Here is a 21,573-nt window from a genome sequence, read left to right as displayed (position 1 = left end):
CTTTACTAGATTAAGTGAAGGCATTAAGGTATGCGCCATTGCTGGATATACACCGTCGAGTATCCAAACCCTGATTGGTATCTAGAAGTACTTTTAAATCAAGAGAGAAATGTAAATGAGTCATATGAGTGAAGAATATAAAGCAGTAGCGAAGCAAGTGTCTTTCAACGTAGCCAACAAAGTACTGCCGATGGATAAATTGCCAGAGACATTACTTGAAGCTTATGAAGGCTTATTCAAAGAGTTAATTGAAGATAATGCCGGCTTATTCGTTAAAAGCTGGGATGCTATGCCAGCGAGTGCGCAGAAATTGATGCCACAAGCGGAGTTCCACGGTTTCTATATTGCCAATGCTTGGATGCAATTAAGTCGAGTAGCTCAAGAAATCGCTGATGAAGCTGAGTCTGATGAAGCTATTGATGAAAAAGAATATGACGGTGTCTTTGGCCGCTTAGCTGAGCAGTCATTGAAAGAAAGTATTAGAAAATTGAAAAAAGCCCGAACTGATCGTTCGATGTTGAATAGTTTTAAACAAGTTATGTCAGCATAACTTGTTATAGCAAATGTTTGGAAACCCAATGACGTCAATATTAACCAACCAAATAACCTGGCCTTGTGAATTAAGCGAGCGAACTAAAGCCGAAATACTAGATGTTGCGATTGAACTTGATGGCATTCAAAAGTATGCGACGCTTCTTCATGGTGATGATGAACGTGGTTTGTTTTATTGTGCCCAAGGGTTAGGAACATTTGCGACAACCAGTTTAGATAACAGACCTTTAGCGAGCTTTATATTTGGCAAGCAGATGTGGGTTGGCGCCGTTGCTATTGAGATTTATCCTAGGTTTAACTTATACACTTGTGAGCTTGAACCTATTAGAAGTCTGTTTTTTCCTAAAAAAGAACTCAATGAATTAGCTAAGACTAACGGTGAAGTATACAAGCTGCTTTACAGCATTATGCGAACCAATAGTCCTAAGCTTGTACAAGGTATGCATTTATCTTTTTATGGGATTGAAGAGCGAATTAATTTCTTCTTATTAGAGCTTGCTCGCAGTAAAAAGGTTACAGACTCAACAAGAATTGAAATCAAAATTACTCAACAGCAGTTGAGTGAAATTGCGAATGTGAGCCGTCCTCGCGTCAATGAAGTGCTTAATAAGTTCGCCCAAAAAGGGTTTATTGAGTTGGTAAGAGGCAAAATGATCATTACAAATTATGCGGGTATGTGTAAGGCGTTAGAAGATAAAGTCGTCATGTAATTCAACATTATATTACTCGCTTAATACTGCACCATTTGGTATTAAAATAAACATCACCATATGCTCAATAAAAAAGCCTAGCAATTGCTAGGCTTTTTTGAGCTCATCATTTAATGGCTTCAACTATTAATGATTAGAACGAAGTACGTCTATAACGGCGGTATTCAGGCTCCCAGAAGTTGCTATCAATCTTCTGAATCAATAAGTCATCAGGGCAAGGTAATGCCAATTCTTGTTCAATGGCTTTTTTCGCCACGGCAAAGGCAATGTATTTACTGACTTCTTGAATATCTTCAAGGGCTGGCAGTAATGAACCTGAGCCATTCTTACCTAGTGGTGAGCATTCTGATAACGCCAGACTAGAAGCCATTAGCATTTCATCTGACACGCGTGTTGCCCCGCTAGCTAATACGCCTAGACCGATACCAGGGAAGATAAAGCTATTATTACATTGGGCTATTTCGAAGGTTTCCCCATCAATGACGACTGGCTCAAACGGACTACCTGTCGCGACTAATGCTTGACCAGAAGTCCAATGCAGCACATCTTTAGGTGTCGCTTCAACACGGCTAGTCGGGTTCGATAAAGGGAATACAATCGGACGTTTACAATGGCTATGCATTGCACGAATAATTTCTTCAGTGAATAAACCTGGCGCGCCAGATACACCAATTAATACGGTTGGTTTGGCATTATTTACCACATCAAGTAATGAAATATGATCGCTAAAACCATCCCACTGCTCAACATTGACTGTTTTTTGTGCCAGCTTTTTCTGGAAATCCAGCAAGGTCGGCATGTTATCAAGCAATAAGCCCCAACGATCGACCATAAATACTTGCGAACGTGCTTGTTCATCTGAAATACCTTCAGAAACCATTTGTGCCACAATGGCTTCAGCAATACCACAACCTGCGCTGCCAGCACCTAAAAAAGCGACACGCTGCTGACAAAGTTGAGTATTAGCCGCCTTACATGCCGCCAATAATGAGCCGACAGTCACTGCTGCAGTGCCTTGAATATCATCATTGAAAGTACAGAATCTGTCTTTATATCGCTCAAGTAATGGCATGGCATTTTTCTGAGCAAAATCTTCAAATTGAATTAACGCTTCAGGCCAGCGGCGACTCACTGCTTGCATGAACTCTTCGATAAAGTCAGCGTATTCTTCGCCACCAATACGAGGGTGACGCGAGCCCATGTACATAGGGTCGTCTAGTAAATTAGGATTATCGGTACCCACATCCAAGGTAATCGCCAAGCAATAGGCTGGACTGATACCACCACAACTGGTGTATAACGATAACTTACCAATTGGGATCCCCATGCCACCAATACCTTGATCGCCAAGACCTAGAATGCGCTCACCATCGGTTACCACGATCACTTTCACTTTGTGACGGGTTGAGTTATTTAAAATGTCATCAATACGGTCTTTGTTGTCGTATGAGATAAACAGGCCACGGTTACGGCGATAGTTTTTCGAAAAGCGCTCACAAGCTAAACCCACTGTAGGGGTGTAGATAATCGGCATCATTTCACTGATGTGGTTGCGCACTAAGCGATAGAATAAGGTTTCGTTAGTATCTTGAATATTACGCAGGTAAATATGCTTATCGAGGTCATTACTGAAACTTTTATATTGTTCATAAGCTCGTGATGCTTGCTCTTCAATGGTTTCAATAACCCAAGGAATTAGCCCTTCAAGATTAAAGTAAATGCGCTCTTCTTCGCTAAAGGCGGTGCCTTTATTTAGCAAAGGAGACTCAAGAATGGCCGGACCTGCGAAAGGAAGATAGAGAGGGCGTTTATTATCGTCCATTGGAAACCTTATTATCAGTGTCGAATTACTGTTATTTCTAGCTAGTGTTAGGCGGTTATTCTTGCCTAATAGTAGACGCTTATTGTTATCGGTGAAGGTTAACACAAGTTATATTTTTTGTGGTCTGTTAAGTGAGCTATTTCACACTTTTTTTCTGTTTGAATTTGACTTGAGATTGGGTGGTTGGTTATAGCTGCGGGAATGTTGTTAGAGGTAAGGCGGCTAATTGATGAAAGTGAAGGTGTAAAACATCGTAACATTTTGATTCTGACATTAAGGTGATTAAGTGCCATGCTGAGTTGTGTATAAATTTTATTCTGTGAGGTGTGAATGGCTCTTCCACTTATTTGGCTTGGAACCGCAGCTGTGGGTGCTATTTTGCTTGCTGACGATCGAAAACAACGAAAGACATTGCAGCATGAGCGCCTCATGGGGCGATCGCCAAAAATACCTACTGAAAACTCAGCGAGCGCTTTAACTCCAAGCATTTGGCATAGAGGAGAAGTGAAAGTTGCAGCTGCGCCAGGTGCTATTGTTTGTTGTTTTGTTTTTGGCGTGATTGAGCATAGCGGTATTTGGCTAGGGGATAATCACTTGGTTGAGTTACATGGCAGTGGCTTAATAAGGCCGATATCGGCACAACGGTTTTTAAAAGGGCGCAGTGGCAGTCGTATTTTCCAAGCATGTAACCATTTACATCAACCTCTTATTTCTCCGAATGCGCTCACGCGAGCAGAAAAAGCAATATATCAATATAGAGAATATGATCTGTTCACTAATAACTGCCATCGTTTTGTATGGTCTTGTGTTAACGGTGAAGAGGTGGAAATACGGAGCTTTGAACAACTCAATACGCTATTAGCACAGAAATTTAAGCAGGTTGTTTATTGGGATGAAGTGATATTAAGTGATAAGTGAAAAAAAGACATAAAAATGCACAGCCAAAGCTGTGCAATCAATAGCGATGAACACTACAACGCATTTTTACAACTCAACACCGCGGTGCTTGATTGATAATCCGTGTAAGAAGTTACGTAAAATCTGATCGCCACAGGTTTTGTAGTTCTTATGATCAGGATTACGGAACAATGCGCCTAATTCTGACTTGCCAATAACAAAGTCAGCTAAGCCACAAATTTCAATAATGTCATCTTCTCGAAGTTCAAGCGCAATGCGTAACTTTTTGAAGATTAGGTTATTGGTAAGATTTTTAACAGGTGCAGGTACTTCACTACCTTCACGTAAACCACGTTTTTCGATAATTAGTCCGTCTAAGAACTGACACATAACCTTATCGTTACAGGCTTTGTAACCTTCTTCCGCTTCTTTTTTAAGTAAGCTAATGATTTCATCAGTGCTGACTTCAACATTGGCTTGAGCGAAAACTTTAATCATTTTGGCATTCGAATAATCAAACACAAAACGAAGACGGCGAATAATATCGTTGTTAATCATATAAGTCTCTGGGCGCGGCTGCGCAGTTTTTTAATAGCAGGATTAAGATTCCAGCAATTAAATAAAAATCGGACACGGATTATACCTGAAAATAGCCACATAGTTCAGTTTATCTGCAATTAAACGGTTAAAAGCTTGAAGGTAAATAGCAAAAATTGCTGCATTTATTGAATGGCTAACTTCCAATAAATAAATAAGCCAGAAAATCCAACCAGATAGACCAGTCCTGTCCACGCCAGTATCTTCATTTTTGTACCATAACGGTGTTTTTCTGGCAGGGTATCACTGGTCATTAATCGAAGGTTGAGCCATGCAAAAATCACAGTGGTTAAAAACGCTAGGGTCATGACAAATTCAAGTAGTGGCAGTAGTGCACCTTTAAAAAACCAGGTTAATAGTAAGCCCAGTGCCGACACTATCAACATGACACGGGTTAACCTTTTTGAGCAGTCCTGTTGGTTGTTCAATAACTGCCAACCAATATCTAATGTGCGGCTATAGCCATCAATCACAGTCACAGTGGTACTGAAAATACATAAGAAAGCCACAAGGCCAATTAAATAGCGAGTTTGTTCGCCCATAACATCACTATATAAATCCACTAACTGACCTGCGAAAACAGCGCCAGAGTTTGAGAAAGACTCGCCGCTTCCATGCATGACTAATGCGCCAAGAGCAAGAAACACTATGGCTAAAATAGCAGTGACGATAAAGCCTAAATTAAAATCGAATATTGCTTGTTTACTCGTTATTGTTTGTGTTTTTTTCTTTTCGATTAACCATAACGAATTCCACGCGCTGACTTCTATCGGTGCAGGCATCCAGCCCATCATTGCCACTAAAAATCCAACATAAGCCCATTGCCAAGGGCTGGTCGAGGTCTCTGTAATTGCTGGTGCTTGATAATGTTGCCAAGCGAGAGCTACGGCTATAAGGGTGGTTAAGGTGAGTGCGAGCATGATGACTTTGGTCATTTTGTCGAGCAGTTGATAATGACCTAAAATTAGCACAGCTAAAGAGCTGATTAAGACTAAAAAGGCTAACACATCTATGGGTAAAGGGATGAACTGGGTCAGCATTGCCGCGGTTAGCATGCAGACTCCCGCAGTGCTAGCAATGGCTGCGATAGTATTTAAACAAGTAAACATTAACAAATAGCCGCGGCCTTGTTTTAAATAGCCGTGCAGTAAGCTTTCATTAGTTGCTGCGGTATAACGAGCACCAGCGGCAAAGAAAGGATACTTAAGAAAATTCACCAGTAACACCACCCACACGAGTTGCCATCCAAACTCAGCGCCAGCGCGAGTGGAAGACACCAAATGAGATGCCCCAATTGCGGCTGCGGCCATCAAAATCCCTGGGCCAAGACTGGCAAATAATGTGGTAGCTGAGTATTTACTGTTGGAGGCTTTTTGATTCGGCATCATGTTCTTATTGTTTAAGGTGAGAATACTATTCAGTTTCAAGGTGATGTATGACTATGTCATATTTTGCTGAATGCGCAAAATAACAAATTGTTTACAATATGTAAGTGATAAAGCGTTCTGTTACAAGTGATTAAAAACTAGCCATTGACATCTGGTGTGAATTATTTATGTTAGAAAAACATGATGCACTAATGTAGTGCGCATGAGATGAACCTAAATAGAATAATTTGTAAGTCATTCATATTAGGAACATAAAGGCTTAAAAATGATGTTGAGTCTATTCAAAATAATAATTCATATTAGGGACAATTATGAAACGACCTCAATTCTGGCAGAGCGCCTGCGCCGCTGCCGTATCACTCATCCTTACTCCTACTGCTTTTGCTGCCGAACCCGAAGTCGAACGCATTGAAGTCACAGGAACCCATATTAAACGAACCGATTTAGAAGGTGCTTCACCGATGACGGTGTTAAGTGCTGAAGATATCGCTCGCTCAGGCGCGCAAGATATTTCGCAGTTATTGAGTAAATTACCCGTGTCAGGGAGCGGCACATTTTCAACTCAAGGTAATAACTCAGATGACACCGCGAATGGTGGCGCTGCGGTATCGTTACGTGGCTTAGGTGCGGATGCCACATTAGTGTTATTAAATGGTCGCCGTATAGCGGTGTCATCATTTGCTAAGTCGATTGATACAGCGTTTGTTGATATCAACTCAATACCTATTTCGGCGGTGAAACGTATCGATATCGTCAAAGATGGCGCATCTGCGACTTATGGCTCCGATGCGATTGCAGGTGTAATTAACATCATTATGAAAAAAGACTTCGAAGGCTTTGAAGTCAACGGCAAACTTGCTGAAACTGTTGAAGATGGAGGAGGCCAGCAAGCAGGGTCTATTTTGTGGGGGACTGAGGCGGCAAACGGTAAGTCTCATACCACTGTGATTCTAGATTACTTCAAAGAGCGTGAAACACTTTTTGCCGATCGCGATTACTCAAGCTCTGCCGATCAAACCCCTAATGGCGGGGACGACTTTAGATCGTCCGCAGGTAACCCTGGCTCTTATATTCCAGCCACGATTGGAGCTGATGGCTCAATCACCCCTAAGTCTGATTTGTTCAGTTGGACGCCAGACGTTAATTGTCCTGCTGATAGCGTGAAGGGAAATTACTGTCGATATGATTACGCGCCATTAATGACTTCTGTACCAGAGTCCACACGCATGGGCTTATCTGTTTTTCAAAACTATGAGTTTAATGATGACTTAAGTCTGTTTGCTGAAATGATGTATCAACATAATGAAAGTGTGGTTAAAGGGGCTGCGAGTCCATCGTTTGGCGAGTTTTATATGCTTAACGACAACCCATTATTCACCAGTGGTGCAGCAATAAACCCGTTTCCTGGTGAAGATTTAACTATGCGTCGCCGTCTAACTGAAACAGGCCCGCGTCAGAAATCTTCAGAATCTGACAGTGCGAGATTGGTATTGGGGCTTAATGGCATGCTATCAGATTGGGAGTGGGAGTTAGCTTATACCTATTCCTATAATCGCAATCATGAGTACGGTGAGCAAGGTTTTGTATGGACTCCACGTTTGCAAGAGGCCATAAATTCAGGTGAATTTAATCCGTTAGCCACCACACAGCAAGGTGATGTGATTGACGAGATTAGTGTCAGTACCACTCGTAACGGTAAATCCACAACCAATGCTTTTGACGGAAAAATAACCGGTGATTTATTTGATATGCCAGCAGGTAGTGTAGCGATGGCCGTTGGGTTTGAGTATCGTGAAGAAGAGTTATCTGATAATCCTGATGAGTTATTTAAGCGGGGAGAAATATTTGGTACAGAAGCCACTGAAGCCTATGGTGAACGCGATCAAACGTCATTGTTTATTGAGTTAGCTGTTCCCGTTTTTGAAAAGCTTGAAGCTCAATTAGCACTACGTTATGAAGATTATAGTGACTTTGGTGACACAACTAACCCTAAAATAGCTCTGCGCTATACACCGCTTGATAATTTAACCTTCCGTGCAAGTTGGGGCGAAGCCTTTAGAGCACCGTCTTTAGTGCAGTTAGGTTTAGGCCCTTCACAGGAATCTCCAGGTTTAGTTGATGCGGTGCGTTGTCCTTTAACTGGGCTTGAAGAAGATTGTACCGCGCAAGAGCGTACAGTTATTTTTTCAGGTAACCCTGATCTACAGCCAGAAGAATCGACTTCGTATAACTTCGGCGGTATTTGGGAAATTACCGATGGTTTAAGCGTCGGAGTGGATTATTGGAATTATGATCAAGATGGGCTAATTACCTCGGATACTCAATATTTGGTAAACACTCAAGGTGATGACCCAAGTGTGGTTAAGCGCGAGCCAACAGATGCTAATGGTGTACCTGGGCGAATTATCGAGATTTACGACCAATTTGCCAACTTAGGAAGTCAAACAACAGACGGTGTTGATGTTGACTTGCAGTACACCATGAATACTCAGTCTGCTGGTGAATTTGGCTTTAGTTATAACTTAACTTGGGTTAATAGTTTTGATCAGGTTCGCGAAGATGGCAGCAAGCGTGAATTAGCAGGTGAGTATCAGCATCCTGAGTATCGTTGGACGGGGGGCATGGATTGGGGTTATACCAATTGGCAAACCAGTGCGCGTTTAAATTATATTGGTGAATACGCTGATAACATTGATGCTGGCGCTACGGGTACCATTGATTCAATGATGACACTTGACTTGAACGTGACTTACATCGGTTTCGACCATTGGTCACTTACTCTAGGTGGTAATAATGTATTGAATGAAGAGCCTTCATTCAGTGCCGCAGACTTTATGGGTTACGATCAAGCGACCCATTCAGCCATTGGTGCATTATGGTACGGTAAAGTCAGTTATCAGTTTTAATTAACCGAACATATGTTAGGTTTAATTCCTAGCTTAAGAAAGAAGGCGAGCTTTAGGCTCGTCTTTTTTAATACCGATTTTGGTGGCGCCAATTTAAAGTCGGTTTGATTGTTAACGAAGTCTGGTTCAGTAGTTCATTCGCCAAAGGAAGATAAAGCATGGAAATAGATGTAAGCAAAGGTATTACCTTATATGGCACGCCACGTTCTAGAGCGCTGCGGGTTTCATGGTTATTGGAAGAGCTCGGAGTTAATTGGCAGTTTAGATTTCTTAATTTTGCTAAAGGTGATAACCGTAGCGAGGCATTTTTAAGCCTTAATCCAAGCGGTAAAATGCCTGTGATAACTGACGGTGACTTTGTGCTGACAGAATCAGCCGCTATTTTGCAATACCTTGCAGAGAAGTACGGCAAGGGTAAATTTTTACCAGAACCAGGCAGCAAGCAAGCAGGCTTGCACCATCAGTGGGTGAGTTTTGTCATATGTGAGTTAGAACAGCCGTTATGGAGTATGGGCAAACACCGTTTTGCTCTGCCAGAAGAACAGCGTGTAGACGCCATGTTACCCGTTGCTAAATTTGAATTTGATAAAGCCGCTAAAATTGCAGAGAAATGGGTACCCGATACAGGTTATGTTTGTGGTGACTCGCTAACTATCGCAGATATTCTACTGACTCAAACCTTGTTATGGGGAACGGTATTTGAACAAACGATACCGCCGAAACTCGCAGCCTATAGAGACCGCTTAAAACAGCGACCTGCAATGACAAGGGCGTTAGAAAAATCTGAAGCGATTGCTAAAGCGGCTCAAGAAGAGCTGTAATGATTTAGTCCGAATAATGGATATAAAAAAGGGAAGCAATTGCTTCCCTTTTTTAATCATTAGACAGCTTTATAGCTGAGTCGCAGCCCATTTTGCACGGCTTTCACGAGACTCACTCATGCCATTATCAGCGCGGAAGCTTTTATAAGCTTCAACTTCAAGTGGGATTAAGCTAACTTCTACTTCTAGTACAATTTGACACTCTTTTTTGATGCGCCATGCCGCAGTATTATAAAGCTCTGTAAAAGGTAGTGAGCTTAAAAACTCGGGGTTGTACTGAGTGTAAATCGCTTGAGTTGGATACACCACAAAGGCTAAGCGACGCTTTGGCTCTGTTTTAAATAATGCTTCGATACCGTCTGTGGTGTTGAGGACTTGCATCTCAATGGTATCTTCAATTTCAAGCAGCTTCTTTTGTGCAATAGCTGGCGCTTCGGCTTCACCGGCTTCCCAAGCTGTCACGGCTTCAGCTGTGCTTTTAGTTAGCTCAGCAATTTGCTCAACACTTAAGCCTAAAGATAAGCGTAAGCACTGCATTTCAATTGCGTTTAGGGTGTTTGATTTAGCCATGGTAGTTCCTATAAATTCAATTCTTGCTGGTGAAGTCTTTGGCGTTTTAGCTTCAAGATAAGCTGTTGGCTATTTGCGTTTCAGCCAAATATCTTGGATCCAATCCCAAAGCGATTCCCACATGATGTCTGCCATGCGACCATTTTTAAAGAAGCGCACATTGCCTTCTTGATCGATGCAGTAAAAGTTATCCCCTTGCTGACAAATAGCAATATATTCTCTTGGCATACCAACAGACCATGCATAGCTGGTCACTTCTGGTAAGTAGGTATGAGAGTATGGATCAGATGCGGTGACCATTTCGATGGCGCCGTAAATTACATCACTGCCAAATAGCAGGTATTCTTTTAAGTCGTTTGGCAGTGAAATTAAAATTTGTTCTTCAACTTCTACCAGTTGCTCGAATGTCGGTAATTCAAGTGGTACAGGTACCGTTTCGCTTAACTCTTGAAGCATTTCAATGATGTCATTCATCAGTGTTTCCCGTTATCGGCAATAATGGCGGGAGTATAGCTTGAATAGCGCCTATAACCAATTATCTCATCGGTAAAAAGACAAAAAAAAGCACCTTAAAATAAGGTGCGAAAGGAAGGGGGTCTTACGAAAAATAGATGAAACTAAATGGGGTTATGCTGCTTGTGTCTGTTCTCCTATTTGAGTGTTGTCAAATTGAGCAAGACTCTGGCGTTTATAGCCAAGCCAAGCTTTGTGGTAAAGCTTATGAGATGACTGACGTAATTTGACGATTTGCATCAACTCAATATCTGTAAGTGCACGGTGTTGGGTTTGTGCTATAGCTTCAATATTTTGAATCTGTTCATATACGTGATGTTCAGGACCACTCTTAATGTCGGCAATTTCAGCTAGGTGTAATTGAACTTCTACAATCATCTTGGTTTGAGGCAGTTTTACTAGCAAGTTTAAATCGCGGTAACCTGAGGCCTTTGGCTCTGCAAAACGGTTTTTAACTTGCACAACTTCAGTGGTCTCAGCCAAAGCGTGATAGCTACGCATTAAGGTTTCAACGTCATCAGCAACCAAGGTTGCTCTGGCTATGTCGGTTATATAACTTGCATCACCATCAAATTTACGGTCAATTTTAAGTTGGGCACGTTGGTAGCTTTTAATCTCTGGTATTAACAATTGTGCATGGCAATCTTGACTAATGTTATTCAGTAAATTGGTTAATTCGGTTTGTGCTAAGGGTGCTCGTTCAAATAATTGGTTTAAGTTATCTGTATATTGTTTTGGCGCTGTGCCAGAAGTGCTGGCTAAGTTGAGCAGACTATCTAAATCATCAATTAGAGTATGATTCACATCATAAATGGGTTTAACAGGGCTGGTATCTACCGTCACTGCAACCGCATTTCGGGTCGTAAGCAGTAATAAAAAGATAAAAAAGGTACGAAAAATTCTGTTCATTTGCGTTACCACTGACTCTATAAGTAATGAATGCATGAGTAATAAAGTTTTTATATATAACCCTTTTGGGATATGTGATTACTTTAACTGGTTGAAGCTGAATCAATGCTGAATATTTTATCGAGATTGGGTGGGTTTACGCTTCTTTACAAAGTCAGTTTTAATAGTGTGACAGGGATGTAGAGCTGGGTTAGATTTACAATTTTTAGAAAAAGAAAAAGGACATCTGAATGATGTCCCTTTTAATAATGCTTATTCCTTTTGGAATAGCTGTTAGCTTAATTTATTACCAAATTTTTACGCGTTTAGCTGGCTCGATATACATCTTATCGCCTTCTTTTACATCGTAAGTGCTGTAGAATTCAGGCATGTTTGATAATGCACCTAAAGCACGGAAATGACCTGGCGAATGCGGATCTGTCGCAACGCGGTTACGCAAAGCTTCTTCCTTCATTTTAACGCGCCAAATTTGCGTGAAGCCCATAAAGAAGCGCTCATCGCCAGTTAAACCGTCAATGACAGGTGCTTCTTTACCGTCTAACGACATTTGGTAAGCTTTATAAGCAATCGTCACACCTGATAAATCACCGATGTTTTCACCTAGGGTTAGTTCACCGTTGACATGTAAGTCGTCAAACACTTGGTAACCGTCGTATTGAGCGATTAGTGCATTACCTTTAGCTGTGAAGGCTTTTAAGTCAGACTCGGTCCACCAATCACGCATGTTACCTTCGCCATCAAACTTAGCACCTTGGTCATCAAACCCATGGCCCATTTCATGGCCGATTACTGCGCCGATGCCACCGTAGTTAACTGCGTCATCTGCTTGCATGTTGAAAAATGGCGGTTGCAGAATCGCTGCTGGGAACACAATTTCATTCATGGTTGGATTGTAATAAGCATTAACGGTTTGTGGCGTCATGTGCCACTCACCCTTATCAATTGGGCCACCCAATTTGGCAATATCTTTATTGTGGCTTTCAATGCTTGCACGCTTAGCATTACCGGCTAAATCATCACCTTTGATGGTTAGCTTGCTATAGTCTTTCCATTTATCTGGGTAACCAATTTTTGGATTGAACTTAGCTAATTTATCTTTAGCCGCGACTTTAGTGTCAGCGCTCATCCAATCTAATGAATCAATACTAGTACCGTAGGCGCCACGTAAGTTTTCAACTAAAACACTCATGCGATCTTTAGCTGCAGAAGTGAAGTGACGCTTAACATACACTTTACCCACTACTTCGCCTAAAGTGCCGCTAACGGTATTTACACCTCGCTTCCAGCGAGACTCTTGTTCTTCTTGACCGTTCAAGGTTTTAGCAAAGAAATCAAAGTTTTCTGCATCAATGGCTTCAGATAAGTTACTGGCTGAGTGAGTTAACACATTCCACGTCATATAAGTTTTTAAAGTGTCTAAATCGGTCGAGCCAATCACTTCACTTAAACCGCTTACATAGCTAGGTTGATTGATAATGATATCTTTTTGGTCTGCAACACCCATAGTGGCTAGGTATTGATTCCAGTCAATATTTGGTGCTAATTCAGCTAATTCTGACACCATCATCTTGTTGTAAGTTTTAGTGCTATCGCGCGTTTCAACCACATCCCAATGTTTTTCTGCAATGGCGGTTTCAAGAGCTAAAATAGATTCGGCTGCCGCTTTACCATCAGCAAGGCCAGCTAAGTTATACATTTTCTCAATGTGCTCAACATAGGCTTTGCGGATATTAACGAAACGTTCTTCTTGGTTAAAGTAGTAATCTTTTTCTGGAAGGCTTAGACCGTATTGCCAAATATGCGTGGCGTAACGAGTTGAGTCTTTGGCGTCAACGTTAATGTAAAAGGCAAGTGGTGTGCCGTAACCATTGACTTGGCTGTAAGCAAAAAAGTTGGTTAAGTCAGCTTTTGAATCAATCGCAGCGATTTTATCAAACTCAGCTTGAATAGGTGTGACACCAAGCTTATTTAATGTCTCTACATCCATGAAAGAGCGGTACAAATCTGCAACTTTTTGCTCATCTGAACCCGCAGTTAGAGTTGGCATAGCAGCCACTTCTTCAATAATGGCTTTTACGTCTTCACGGGCGTTTTCACGTAAGTCGTAAAAGGCACCAATATTGGTACGATCGCCTGGGATCTCAGCTGTTTTTAACCAAGTACCATTTACATATTCATAGAAATCATCTTGTGGGCGGACAGATTTATCAATGTTTTGAAAATCGATCCCTGAAGTTAATGCAGTTTGAACAGCTTCTGCAGTGGCTGTTTTTGAAGTGGTTTGAACTTCATTGTTACTACAAGCACTTAGGCCTGCGATAAGGGAGGCACAAAGACCTCCAATAACCAACTTTTTCATGTTGTTTCCCTTTGCATTGTTTTAATAAGCCCTTCTATGAGCTTTAGATGCTAATTTTTCATTTACTCTTACTCGCTAAAGAGCTTCCAACGAGAAATAGTAAATAAAAAATGAGTCTTTATAGTTGTGAATCCTATGTTAAGTGTTGAAAAGGTCATTTAACAAGGGGATAGCTGGTTTTTGTTGATAAAATGTGAGCTTTTAATAGGAAGATATGTAACTAAAAATTACCGTTTTACAGCGATAGATGAATATTTGATGTTCATTTAATTACTGACAGCTCATAATAGCGCTTAATTAAACTCTCAATTGGTTGTAGTAATGCGTTTAGATAAGTTTATCTGTGAAAGTACTGAGCTCACACGTTCATTGGCAAAAAGGGTTTTAAAGTCAGGTGAAGTAACCTGTGATGGCATTGTCGTCAAGGATGCTAGCTTTAAAGTCGGTGATGATACCGAAGTCTGTATTGAAGGCCGCAAGATAAACATCATTGGCGAACGCTACATTATGATGAATAAGCCTGCCGATATAATCTGCTCAACAATTGATGAGGAATATCAGTCGGTGTTGAGTTTAATGGATATTGAAAAGGTCGACACTTTACATATCGCTGGACGTCTCGATGTTGATACTACTGGACTTGTGTTGATCACCAGTGATGGCTTGTGGTCGCATAAAATCACTTCACCTAAAAAAGATTGTGGCAAACGTTATTATGTTGAAGTCGCCGACCCATTAGATGAGGCTTTAGTCGAAACCTTTAAAGAAGGGGTGCAACTTCGCAGTGAAGATGGGCTAACCAAACCCGCTGAACTTGAAATTATCGATGCAACTCATGCTCGCTTAACTATCAGCGAAGGTAAATATCATCAAGTGAAGCGAATGTTTGCTGCGGTGGGTAATAAAGTGGTTAACCTTCATCGTGAAGCCGTTGGAAGTATCGAAATGGAAGATGAGCTCCTTGAAGGCGAGTGGCGATTTTTAACGGATGAAGAAATACAGTCTGTTAAGTAACCTTAAATTTAGTCTATTTACCCTATCTATATGTCTGAAAATCAAAAATAAAAAAAGGGCCTTCTTGGTAGAAGGCCCAAACACTAGTTTTGGAACGCTTTTTTAGTGTAGTTTACGGCGACGAACTGCGCCTAGTAAACCGACTAAAATCAGACTAAAGATCCCTAAGCTACCGCCTGAATCAGACTTAGCAGGAGTGTCATCTGGCGTCACTTCTTCAGCTGGTGGGGTTGGATCAACACCATCAGAGTTCACCGTTAGCATGAAGCTTGTTGAGCCGCTATCAGATGGGTATGCCATGTCATGAACGGTCACTGTGACTTCTGTTGTCCCGTGCCAATCAGCATCTGGTGTAATCGAGAATGTTTCACCGGTTACTTCAGCTGTGATGTTCTCACCAGAGACCATCATGCCGTTGATAGTGCCCTTAACATCATTATACATCACGGTTAAGCCTTCCATTGTGGTGTTCTCTTCCATGCTCATATCAGCCATATCAGCAACAGTAATGTTACTTGGTGTTGAAATGGTATGAGATACAGATGCTAATTCAGAATCTGAATACTGAGTTTCCACCGACAGCATACTGTCTGCACCAATCGCATTAGCAGATACACGAGCGGAGAATTTTAAGGTTACGGCTGATTGTTCTGGCCCGCGATAATCGGCACATACAACCATACCTTCAGTTACTTTTTCATCGACATCGTTGTATGCAAAGCCATCGTTTAAGTAACCAAACGAAGGTCCAAATGCACCTCGTTCACCCCAATAACCGTGCAGGCCTATAGATCCTATATTGTCATTTGCAGACTGTAATGTGTGATATGCAAATATCATTTCAGGGCTTTCTTCATCAAAACTAATATCAGTAGAGATAATGGTCTGAATGTTGAATTTTGCATCTGGATCTGGATTTACGTTACCGGTTAAGAAGCTATTCCATTCTTGACCACCGTCCCACTGGAAGATGTAATGATCATTCGTCACGACACCATAAACAGCATTTTTATAACGGAAGGTTACCCAATCAATCACAGATTGAGGCATTTCTACATCACCTCGCCATAGCGGTGCAATAATAGTATCAGGGAACGTTTGGAAAGCTTCATTAAACGGAAGATGAGCATTCCAAAAGTCTGGGTTAGAATCTAACTGAATGTACCCAAATGGTGAGATCCCTAAGACATTTTGACTAAACAAATCTGGATTAGCATACAAAGGAATAGACGGTAGGCCGCTTTCTTCCATAGGAATATAAAATACTTGGTTAGCAGTACCCGAAATATTCATATGCTGATGACCTTGCGAAGGTAAATCAAAGAATGATGGGTCTTCACCATAAGGGACTTTACACGTTGCGTCTTCTAGGTTTGTGGTAAACACATAGTGGCGTGGCATGTCACTTGAAGAAGGTTGAACTGCATTGATAGATAAATTGTTACCTTCAATAGTCATACCTTCTGCAAAGTTACCAACACCACCTACGCTGACAGAATCTTCAATCAGTTGCATGCCTTCAGTTAGATTGGCGTTCAGAGTAAACTCCCTTTCACCACCTAATAAATTCGGTGCAAGTTCGACCACAAAATCGATAGTATCACCGACTTTTGCTGCAGTTTGTGAAGCTTCAATTGTTGTATCTGAACCCATGTGAGTCAGTTTGACAGGGAAATTGCCTAAGTTTGAATCGTTATATTCATCGGTACCTAAATTAACAACACCGTAGTAAGTATCACCTTCAACAGCATCTGGTAAGTCGTAGTTTAATGTTAGTTGATAAGGTGTAATTCCATCTGTAGAAGCTTCACCTTCGACGGTCATGTTTGATTCGTCAGAAGTGCTGACAATACCAAGACTTAAGACAAATTCATCTGAGGTTTGTTTTGGATCTTCATAATCGAATTTCCAGTTAGCGGCGATTGCCCAGTAGCGACCAGGTGCTGGGTTATTAACAGCACAGTAATCACCATTATCTGTGTATGAATAACAAAGTGCTTCATCTAACCACTGAATTTCACCGTCCTCATTAATATCCATCCCTAAATCAATTGATGAAAAAGCATGTTTTTCAACAGACAGTACTTCCCACACAATTCGTTGAGTACCTTCAGGTACATCAAAGAAAATGACTTTAGCACCACCCGCTTCAATTTCAGCAACGGTTAGACCGTTTTCATATAGTCTTTCTAAGGCAATAGGTAATTCATAAGTGAATTTTTCACCTTTAGTTAATCCTGTTACCTTGCTATTTAACGATTGGACTTCATCAGTTGTTAACATCGGGGTGAGAGTATGTCCCTGGGCACGATGAATAATACCAGAAACTTCTTGAGGTAAATTGTCGCCTTTAAAACGCACACCAACAGGTAGTTTCTGCACAGGTTTATCTGCGTTGGTATTACTGATATTCACAGAACCCGTTAATTGAAGCGAAGAAGAGTCTGCGCCAATTGCTTCAATTTCTAATATTTTAGCTTTAAGACTAATTGCCTGTGATTCACCTGCTTTTAGGGTAAAGGTTTTTGGAGTGACCTCTAGCTCAAGCATAGGAGCACCATCGATAGTCTCAGGTAGTGCCTCGACAGTCCAAGTGCCATCTTCTGTTGCTGTTACTGTTCGCATCCAGCTACAACTACCTGCGCAACTATCATTATAGAAGTAAGGTAAGTTCAATGTATGGATGTTACCGCCATTGCGTGGGTTTGCTGTACGATAGTTATCCGCCGTTTCATCAAGCAATAACGTTGCGTTGTTAGCGCGAGATACATTAATCACCCCACTACCCGCATCACTGTATCCAGCAGGTACAGGATCATATGGAGAAGCGTCACGCGCACGAGTTGCATTTTCGATTGAAGCTGTTGTCATTAGGGCTGACTGAATTTGAGCAGCTGTCCAATCAGGGTGAGCTTGGGTTAGCAAGGCCATGGCTCCTGCTACATGTGGCGCTGCCATTGAAGTACCACTTATCTCCGCCCAATCAGCAGGCATGCCTTGTAAGCTAAATGGCATTTCATCTGCATAAGCGGCATAGACATCTACCCCAGGAGCTGCAAGGCTTGGTGACATCACATCAGGTGCTTCAAAGTTAGGGCCACGGGATGAGAAGTCAGCGACATAGTCAGGGGTGCGCTCGCGAGACAATACTTCTGAAGCGGTAATAGTCAACATGTGATCGCTGCCAGAAGATAGCCACTTTTGTAGACCGTAGTAGCCGTTTAGATAATTACCGTAATAGCTACCGTAATCGATGTTAATGCCCGGAACAGAGTAGGCATCATTGTTTGTGGTTTCTGAATATCCTGAGTTCCACAAAATTAACCCACCAGCCCCACCAGCTTCAATATTGGTTGCTTTAGTTACACGAGGTATATCACCACGTTTACAGACAACAATAGGGGCGCTAACAAATGGATTGCCATCTGGGTCTGCATCGAAAAAGCCTGCAGGGAAGGGTTCGTTACATTTTTCAAACTCATAACCATAGTCTTTAGCTTCAACAACAGGGCCGGTATAAGCTTCAGTAATACCCCCACCAACGAGATCCCCTAATGACTGATCGCCACCAGAAGAATCGGTAAGCATTTTACCTTCAACGGTAACTTCACGACTATGGGTGGTTGCAGCAACAGAGGTTAACCAAGGGGATAAGTGATCAATTGCTCCTCGAGCTTGGCTTGCATAGACTGGGTCATATGAGTTGCCTGCAGAAGCTGAAACGGAAATACCTGCTTCACGTGCAGCAAGGAAACCGAGCTCCATCGGGTCATCCCAAGGGAATGAGCCATAAGTGGTACCAATAGAATAATTGATAACATCAACACCATCAGCAACGGCATCTTCAATTGCTGATAACAATGCAGAGCCAGGGCAGCCTCCGTAAGAGTCACCGTAACTGCCATCACCTGGGTAACATACTTGGTACATAATGATATTAGCGCGAGGAGCCACCCCTGATACTTTATCAAATTTTAGGTCAGTTGCTTTGCCATCGCCTATTTCGCCGGGCTCTGCTATGACATAGTCAACATTGAATAGCTCATTACCGGCAGACGTAGAGGCAGTATGAGAACCGTGGCCATTATAGTCTTCACCATTTTGAGGGCGTTTAGGTTCAAAATCTCCCCAAGACGGTAAATCAGGTTGAAAAGCTGGGTCTTTATAGCTATCAGTGATTGAATCATATGAACGAATACCAATGAGCTTATCATTACACATGCTAGCAAATTCGGCTTTTTCACAATCGCCCAAGTAACTGTTGTAACGATCAGGCATTTGATGCACATATCCGTCACCTGCAGTTGCAGCAAATGATGGGTGATCAGAATTAATACCGGTATCTAGTACACCAATGACGATACCTTCACCTTTGTATTTATCGTCAGCTGCACTGCCTGTCCATAGGCCTTCTGCACCAATGTGTTGCGGTCCATTATCAGTATGAAGCTCATAAATTTTTTCGATACTGACGTTTCTCACGCCAGGTAATTCAGCCACTCTTGCTGCTTGCTCTTGAGTCATTTTAAGAGACATACCATTAAAAGCTAAGGTATAGCGACTTTTGACATTTAATTGACCACCCACATTGGCAGAGATCTGTGATAGCACTTGATCTTGTTTGCTGGACAGATATTGGCTGTAACTTTTAACCGCAGTACTGTTGATATCAAGCTTGTTGTAACCGCGAGGGTTGAGCATAGTTGGAACCGTGCTCATTTTTGGAGAAGTGGCTTGAAATTGCGAATTGTCTCCACGATATAGAGACACAGGTTTATCACTTAGCTCAATAATATAAGTTTGCTCACCTTGAAGGTTTGCTTGGTATTGAAAAGGAACTTTACTGTTTTGGGTTGTTGCAATTGCTCGATGAACATTTTTCCCGTTACTGGTTGGACGTGAAAGGCTGTTGCCAGCTCTACTTTTGCCACTTCTTAAATCTTCATTATATTTTATAATCGCATCGGTAATTTCGATACTACGCATGTTGTTATTGTCATTAACAGAAGCAGCAACGGAACCTGCCCCAGCTGCATATATTGCAGCCATAGTCATCAGACTTATTTTTTTTAGTTTCATGAAACCTTCCCTATTATTGTTGTTTGAGCAGGTCAAGCACAATCCTGTCTTTCCCTTTTTATCTTTCAGAACAATCGACATCCAATGTCTTTGAGCTATGCATAAATGCTCAAATGGAATGCATAAAGAGAAATTTTGATGCAAAAAATCATTTGTTAAGGGTGTGTTAACGTATGGTGTTAATGTTTAACGTATTGTTTTGTTTGTTTTTAATTTTATTTGTATTGCTTGATGTTTGATTGTTACATTTAGGTTGCCAATGTTAATTTGTGGCTAAAAGTGTTCTTTGGGATATAAATGGTCACAGAATGGAGGCTTGTTTGTGATTGATTAGTTATTTGCTTTTGCTAAGGTCTTGTTACCCAAATAACAAGAGAATTAATGTGTTTTGCATTTTGAAAATTAGAGCCGAATTTAATAATTTTTAAATGTTCAACATCGGGGAGGATAAGCATATGGAGCTGAGGCATATTAAGCATTTTGTGTTGCTTGCAGAGGTGAAACATTTCAATAAAGCGGCTGAAGTACTCAATATTACCCAACCTTCATTATCTAAGAGTATTCAGCGACTCGAAATGCTGATTGGTGGGCAATTATTAAATCGAGACTCAAAATCGGTTTCGGTCACGGCGCTAGGGCAAGTTTTACTTAAGCATGGTCAAAAAATTCTTAAAGAGTTTGAAGAAATGGAGCAAGAGGTAACTTTGTTCCAAGGTTTTGATAACAAAGAACTGCGTGTGGGAGCGAGTCCAATACCGTCAAATAGTCTTGTTGGTCCAATTGTCGGTCAGTTTTTACGCCATTATGCTGATATGAGTGTTGAGTTAAAAGTCGCCCCTTGGGAGGACTTATATCAACAGTTGATATACGGCGATATTGATTTTTTTGTTGCTGAAACAAAAATCACTGAACTTGAGAAAAGTGAATTATTAAAGGTGACCGAATTACCGCCATTTAAAGTGATATTTTGCTGTCGCCCCGATCATCCGTTAACGCAACTACAACGGTTATTTTTGCCTTCATTTAGAGATTACCCATTAGCTATTCCGCGTCATATGCCGAAATCCATTGCCGATGCGTTTGAGGATTTGTTTAAGCAACAACGGGAAGACTTTTCTGGTATGGTGCGTTTTGATCAATTTCATCCTATTAAAGAGTCCATAATTAATGGTGATTTAGTTGCTTTAACTCCTGAGATTTCGGTGAGAAACCAGCTTGAAAAAGGAGTTCTGGTTGAATTGTCACCCTATATCATGCCACTGATTTATGCACGATTTAGCGTGGTGTCGTTAAAAGAAAAATCTCACTCTAATGCCGCTGAGGGTTTTATTGATTTTCTGGTTAAGCGTGCAGAGGATGTTAAATTGGAGTCACCAATGCAAAATGAAAAGCAAGAAACTGTGCAGGCTTGATTTCATGCATTGTGTGACTGAGTT

The 21,573-nt window shown here is 41.4% G+C and carries 15 protein-coding genes; 7 read left to right on the top strand and 8 right to left on the bottom strand.

What is annotated here, in order from left to right; genetic code table 11:
• Positions 1 to 115: 115 nt before the first annotated feature.
• Positions 116 to 550, top strand: a complete 435-nt coding sequence (locus tag K5Q58_RS01720) for a DUF3069 domain-containing protein (protein WP_220751935.1) — start codon at positions 116 to 118, stop codon at positions 548 to 550.
• A gap of 28 nt (positions 551 to 578) precedes the next feature.
• Positions 579 to 1,262: a Crp/Fnr family transcriptional regulator gene (locus K5Q58_RS01715; RefSeq protein WP_220751932.1), complete on the top strand. Its 684-nt coding sequence runs from the start codon at positions 579 to 581 to the stop codon at positions 1,260 to 1,262.
• A gap of 133 nt (positions 1,263 to 1,395) precedes the next feature.
• Here K5Q58_RS01715 and K5Q58_RS01710 read toward each other — a convergent pair whose 3' ends face one another.
• Positions 1,396 to 3,084 (bottom strand): NAD-dependent malic enzyme, encoded by a 1,689-nt coding sequence (locus K5Q58_RS01710; protein ID WP_220751930.1) that lies wholly within the window; start codon positions 3,082 to 3,084, stop codon positions 1,396 to 1,398.
• 330 nt (positions 3,085 to 3,414) lie between these two features.
• Between K5Q58_RS01710 and K5Q58_RS01705 the strand changes: the two genes are divergently transcribed.
• Entirely contained in the window at positions 3,415 to 4,002 is a 588-nt protein-coding gene (locus tag K5Q58_RS01705; protein ID WP_220751928.1) for a DUF778 domain-containing protein, read from the top strand.
• A gap of 66 nt (positions 4,003 to 4,068) precedes the next feature.
• Here the strand turns inward: K5Q58_RS01705 and K5Q58_RS01700 are convergent, their stop codons facing one another.
• Together K5Q58_RS01700 and K5Q58_RS01695 are read right to left on the bottom strand one after the other, a co-directional pair.
• The gene (locus tag K5Q58_RS01700) at positions 4,069 to 4,539 is read right to left on the bottom strand and encodes a DUF1456 family protein (protein WP_102528924.1); all 471 of its coding nucleotides are present in this window, start codon (positions 4,537 to 4,539) and stop codon (positions 4,069 to 4,071) included.
• Positions 4,540 to 4,703: 164 nt separating this feature from the next.
• Positions 4,704 to 5,963: an NRAMP family divalent metal transporter gene (locus K5Q58_RS01695; protein ID WP_259651197.1), complete on the bottom strand. Its 1,260-nt coding sequence runs from the start codon at positions 5,961 to 5,963 to the stop codon at positions 4,704 to 4,706.
• Positions 5,964 to 6,277: 314 nt separating this feature from the next.
• Here K5Q58_RS01695 and K5Q58_RS01690 point away from each other — a divergent pair, with 314 nt between their 5' ends.
• A complete protein-coding gene (locus K5Q58_RS01690) occupies positions 6,278 to 8,872 on the top strand; it encodes a TonB-dependent siderophore receptor (protein WP_220751924.1) in 2,595 nt (864 codons plus the stop codon).
• A 158-nt stretch (positions 8,873 to 9,030) separates the two neighbouring features.
• On the top strand, positions 9,031 to 9,693 hold the full coding sequence (locus K5Q58_RS01685; protein WP_220751922.1) for a glutathione S-transferase family protein: 663 nt from the start codon (positions 9,031 to 9,033) through the stop codon (positions 9,691 to 9,693).
• Positions 9,694 to 9,762: 69 nt separating this feature from the next.
• Here the strand turns inward: K5Q58_RS01685 and K5Q58_RS01680 are convergent, their stop codons facing one another.
• The 4 genes from K5Q58_RS01680 to K5Q58_RS01665 form a co-directional block, all read right to left on the bottom strand.
• Positions 9,763 to 10,263: a DUF4447 family protein gene (locus tag K5Q58_RS01680; protein ID WP_220751920.1), complete on the bottom strand. Its 501-nt coding sequence runs from the start codon at positions 10,261 to 10,263 to the stop codon at positions 9,763 to 9,765.
• A 69-nt stretch (positions 10,264 to 10,332) separates the two neighbouring features.
• Positions 10,333 to 10,737, bottom strand: a complete 405-nt coding sequence (locus tag K5Q58_RS01675) for an SMI1/KNR4 family protein (RefSeq protein WP_220751918.1) — start codon at positions 10,735 to 10,737, stop codon at positions 10,333 to 10,335.
• A gap of 153 nt (positions 10,738 to 10,890) precedes the next feature.
• Entirely contained in the window at positions 10,891 to 11,685 is a 795-nt protein-coding gene (locus K5Q58_RS01670; RefSeq protein ID WP_220751916.1) for a RelA/SpoT domain-containing protein, read from the bottom strand.
• A gap of 286 nt (positions 11,686 to 11,971) precedes the next feature.
• Entirely contained in the window at positions 11,972 to 14,044 is a 2,073-nt protein-coding gene (locus K5Q58_RS01665) for a M13 family metallopeptidase (RefSeq protein WP_220751914.1), read from the bottom strand.
• Between the two features lie 321 nt (positions 14,045 to 14,365).
• On the opposite strand from K5Q58_RS01665, the gene rsuA reads away from it, so the two are divergent.
• Complete coding sequence (gene rsuA, locus K5Q58_RS01660) at positions 14,366 to 15,058, top strand: 16S rRNA pseudouridine(516) synthase RsuA (protein WP_220751912.1); 693 nt, start codon at positions 14,366 to 14,368, stop codon at positions 15,056 to 15,058.
• Positions 15,059 to 15,160: 102 nt separating this feature from the next.
• Here the strand turns inward: rsuA and K5Q58_RS21230 are convergent, their stop codons facing one another.
• Positions 15,161 to 20,137 carry a S8 family serine peptidase gene (locus tag K5Q58_RS21230; RefSeq protein ID WP_220751910.1) on the bottom strand — a complete coding sequence of 1,659 codons (4,977 nt, stop codon included), beginning with the start codon at positions 20,135 to 20,137 and terminating at the stop codon, positions 15,161 to 15,163.
• 455 nt (positions 20,138 to 20,592) lie between these two features.
• On the opposite strand from K5Q58_RS21230, the gene K5Q58_RS01650 reads away from it, so the two are divergent.
• On the top strand, positions 20,593 to 21,549 hold the full coding sequence (locus K5Q58_RS01650; protein WP_220751908.1) for a LysR family transcriptional regulator: 957 nt from the start codon (positions 20,593 to 20,595) through the stop codon (positions 21,547 to 21,549).
• Positions 21,550 to 21,573: the final 24 nt, after the last annotated feature.

The organism is Shewanella sp. KT0246 (assembly GCF_019654955.1).
Classification (GTDB): domain Bacteria; phylum Pseudomonadota; class Gammaproteobacteria; order Enterobacterales; family Shewanellaceae; genus Shewanella; species Shewanella goraebulensis.
Note: the sequence above shows the minus strand (reverse complement) of the source record. Positions and strands in the feature narration are given on the sequence as shown.

What these genes read in the sequence shown, in the direction of transcription:
- K5Q58_RS01720 (WP_220751935.1), top strand. Translation starts at nt 116, where the DNA reads ATGAGTCATATGAGTGAAGAATATAAAGCAGTAGCGAAGCAAGTGTCT.
- K5Q58_RS01715 (WP_220751932.1), top strand. Translation starts at nt 579, where the DNA reads ATGACGTCAATATTAACCAACCAAATAACCTGGCCTTGTGAATTAAGC.
- K5Q58_RS01710 (WP_220751930.1), bottom strand. Translation starts at nt 3,084, where the DNA reads ATGGACGATAATAAACGCCCTCTCTATCTTCCTTTCGCAGGTCCGGCC.
- K5Q58_RS01705 (WP_220751928.1), top strand. Translation starts at nt 3,415, where the DNA reads ATGGCTCTTCCACTTATTTGGCTTGGAACCGCAGCTGTGGGTGCTATT.
- K5Q58_RS01700 (WP_102528924.1), bottom strand. Translation starts at nt 4,539, where the DNA reads ATGATTAACAACGATATTATTCGCCGTCTTCGTTTTGTGTTTGATTAT.
- K5Q58_RS01695 (WP_259651197.1), bottom strand. Translation starts at nt 5,963, where the DNA reads ATGCCGAATCAAAAAGCCTCCAACAGTAAATACTCAGCTACCACATTA.
- K5Q58_RS01690 (WP_220751924.1), top strand. Translation starts at nt 6,278, where the DNA reads ATGAAACGACCTCAATTCTGGCAGAGCGCCTGCGCCGCTGCCGTATCA.
- K5Q58_RS01685 (WP_220751922.1), top strand. Translation starts at nt 9,031, where the DNA reads ATGGAAATAGATGTAAGCAAAGGTATTACCTTATATGGCACGCCACGT.
- K5Q58_RS01680 (WP_220751920.1), bottom strand. Translation starts at nt 10,263, where the DNA reads ATGGCTAAATCAAACACCCTAAACGCAATTGAAATGCAGTGCTTACGC.
- K5Q58_RS01675 (WP_220751918.1), bottom strand. Translation starts at nt 10,737, where the DNA reads ATGAATGACATCATTGAAATGCTTCAAGAGTTAAGCGAAACGGTACCT.
- K5Q58_RS01670 (WP_220751916.1), bottom strand. Translation starts at nt 11,685, where the DNA reads ATGAACAGAATTTTTCGTACCTTTTTTATCTTTTTATTACTGCTTACG.
- K5Q58_RS01665 (WP_220751914.1), bottom strand. Translation starts at nt 14,044, where the DNA reads ATGAAAAAGTTGGTTATTGGAGGTCTTTGTGCCTCCCTTATCGCAGGC.
- rsuA (WP_220751912.1), top strand. Translation starts at nt 14,366, where the DNA reads ATGCGTTTAGATAAGTTTATCTGTGAAAGTACTGAGCTCACACGTTCA.
- K5Q58_RS21230 (WP_220751910.1), bottom strand. Translation starts at nt 20,137, where the DNA reads ATGAAACTAAAAAAAATAAGTCTGATGACTATGGCTGCAATATATGCA.
- K5Q58_RS01650 (WP_220751908.1), top strand. Translation starts at nt 20,593, where the DNA reads ATGGAGCTGAGGCATATTAAGCATTTTGTGTTGCTTGCAGAGGTGAAA.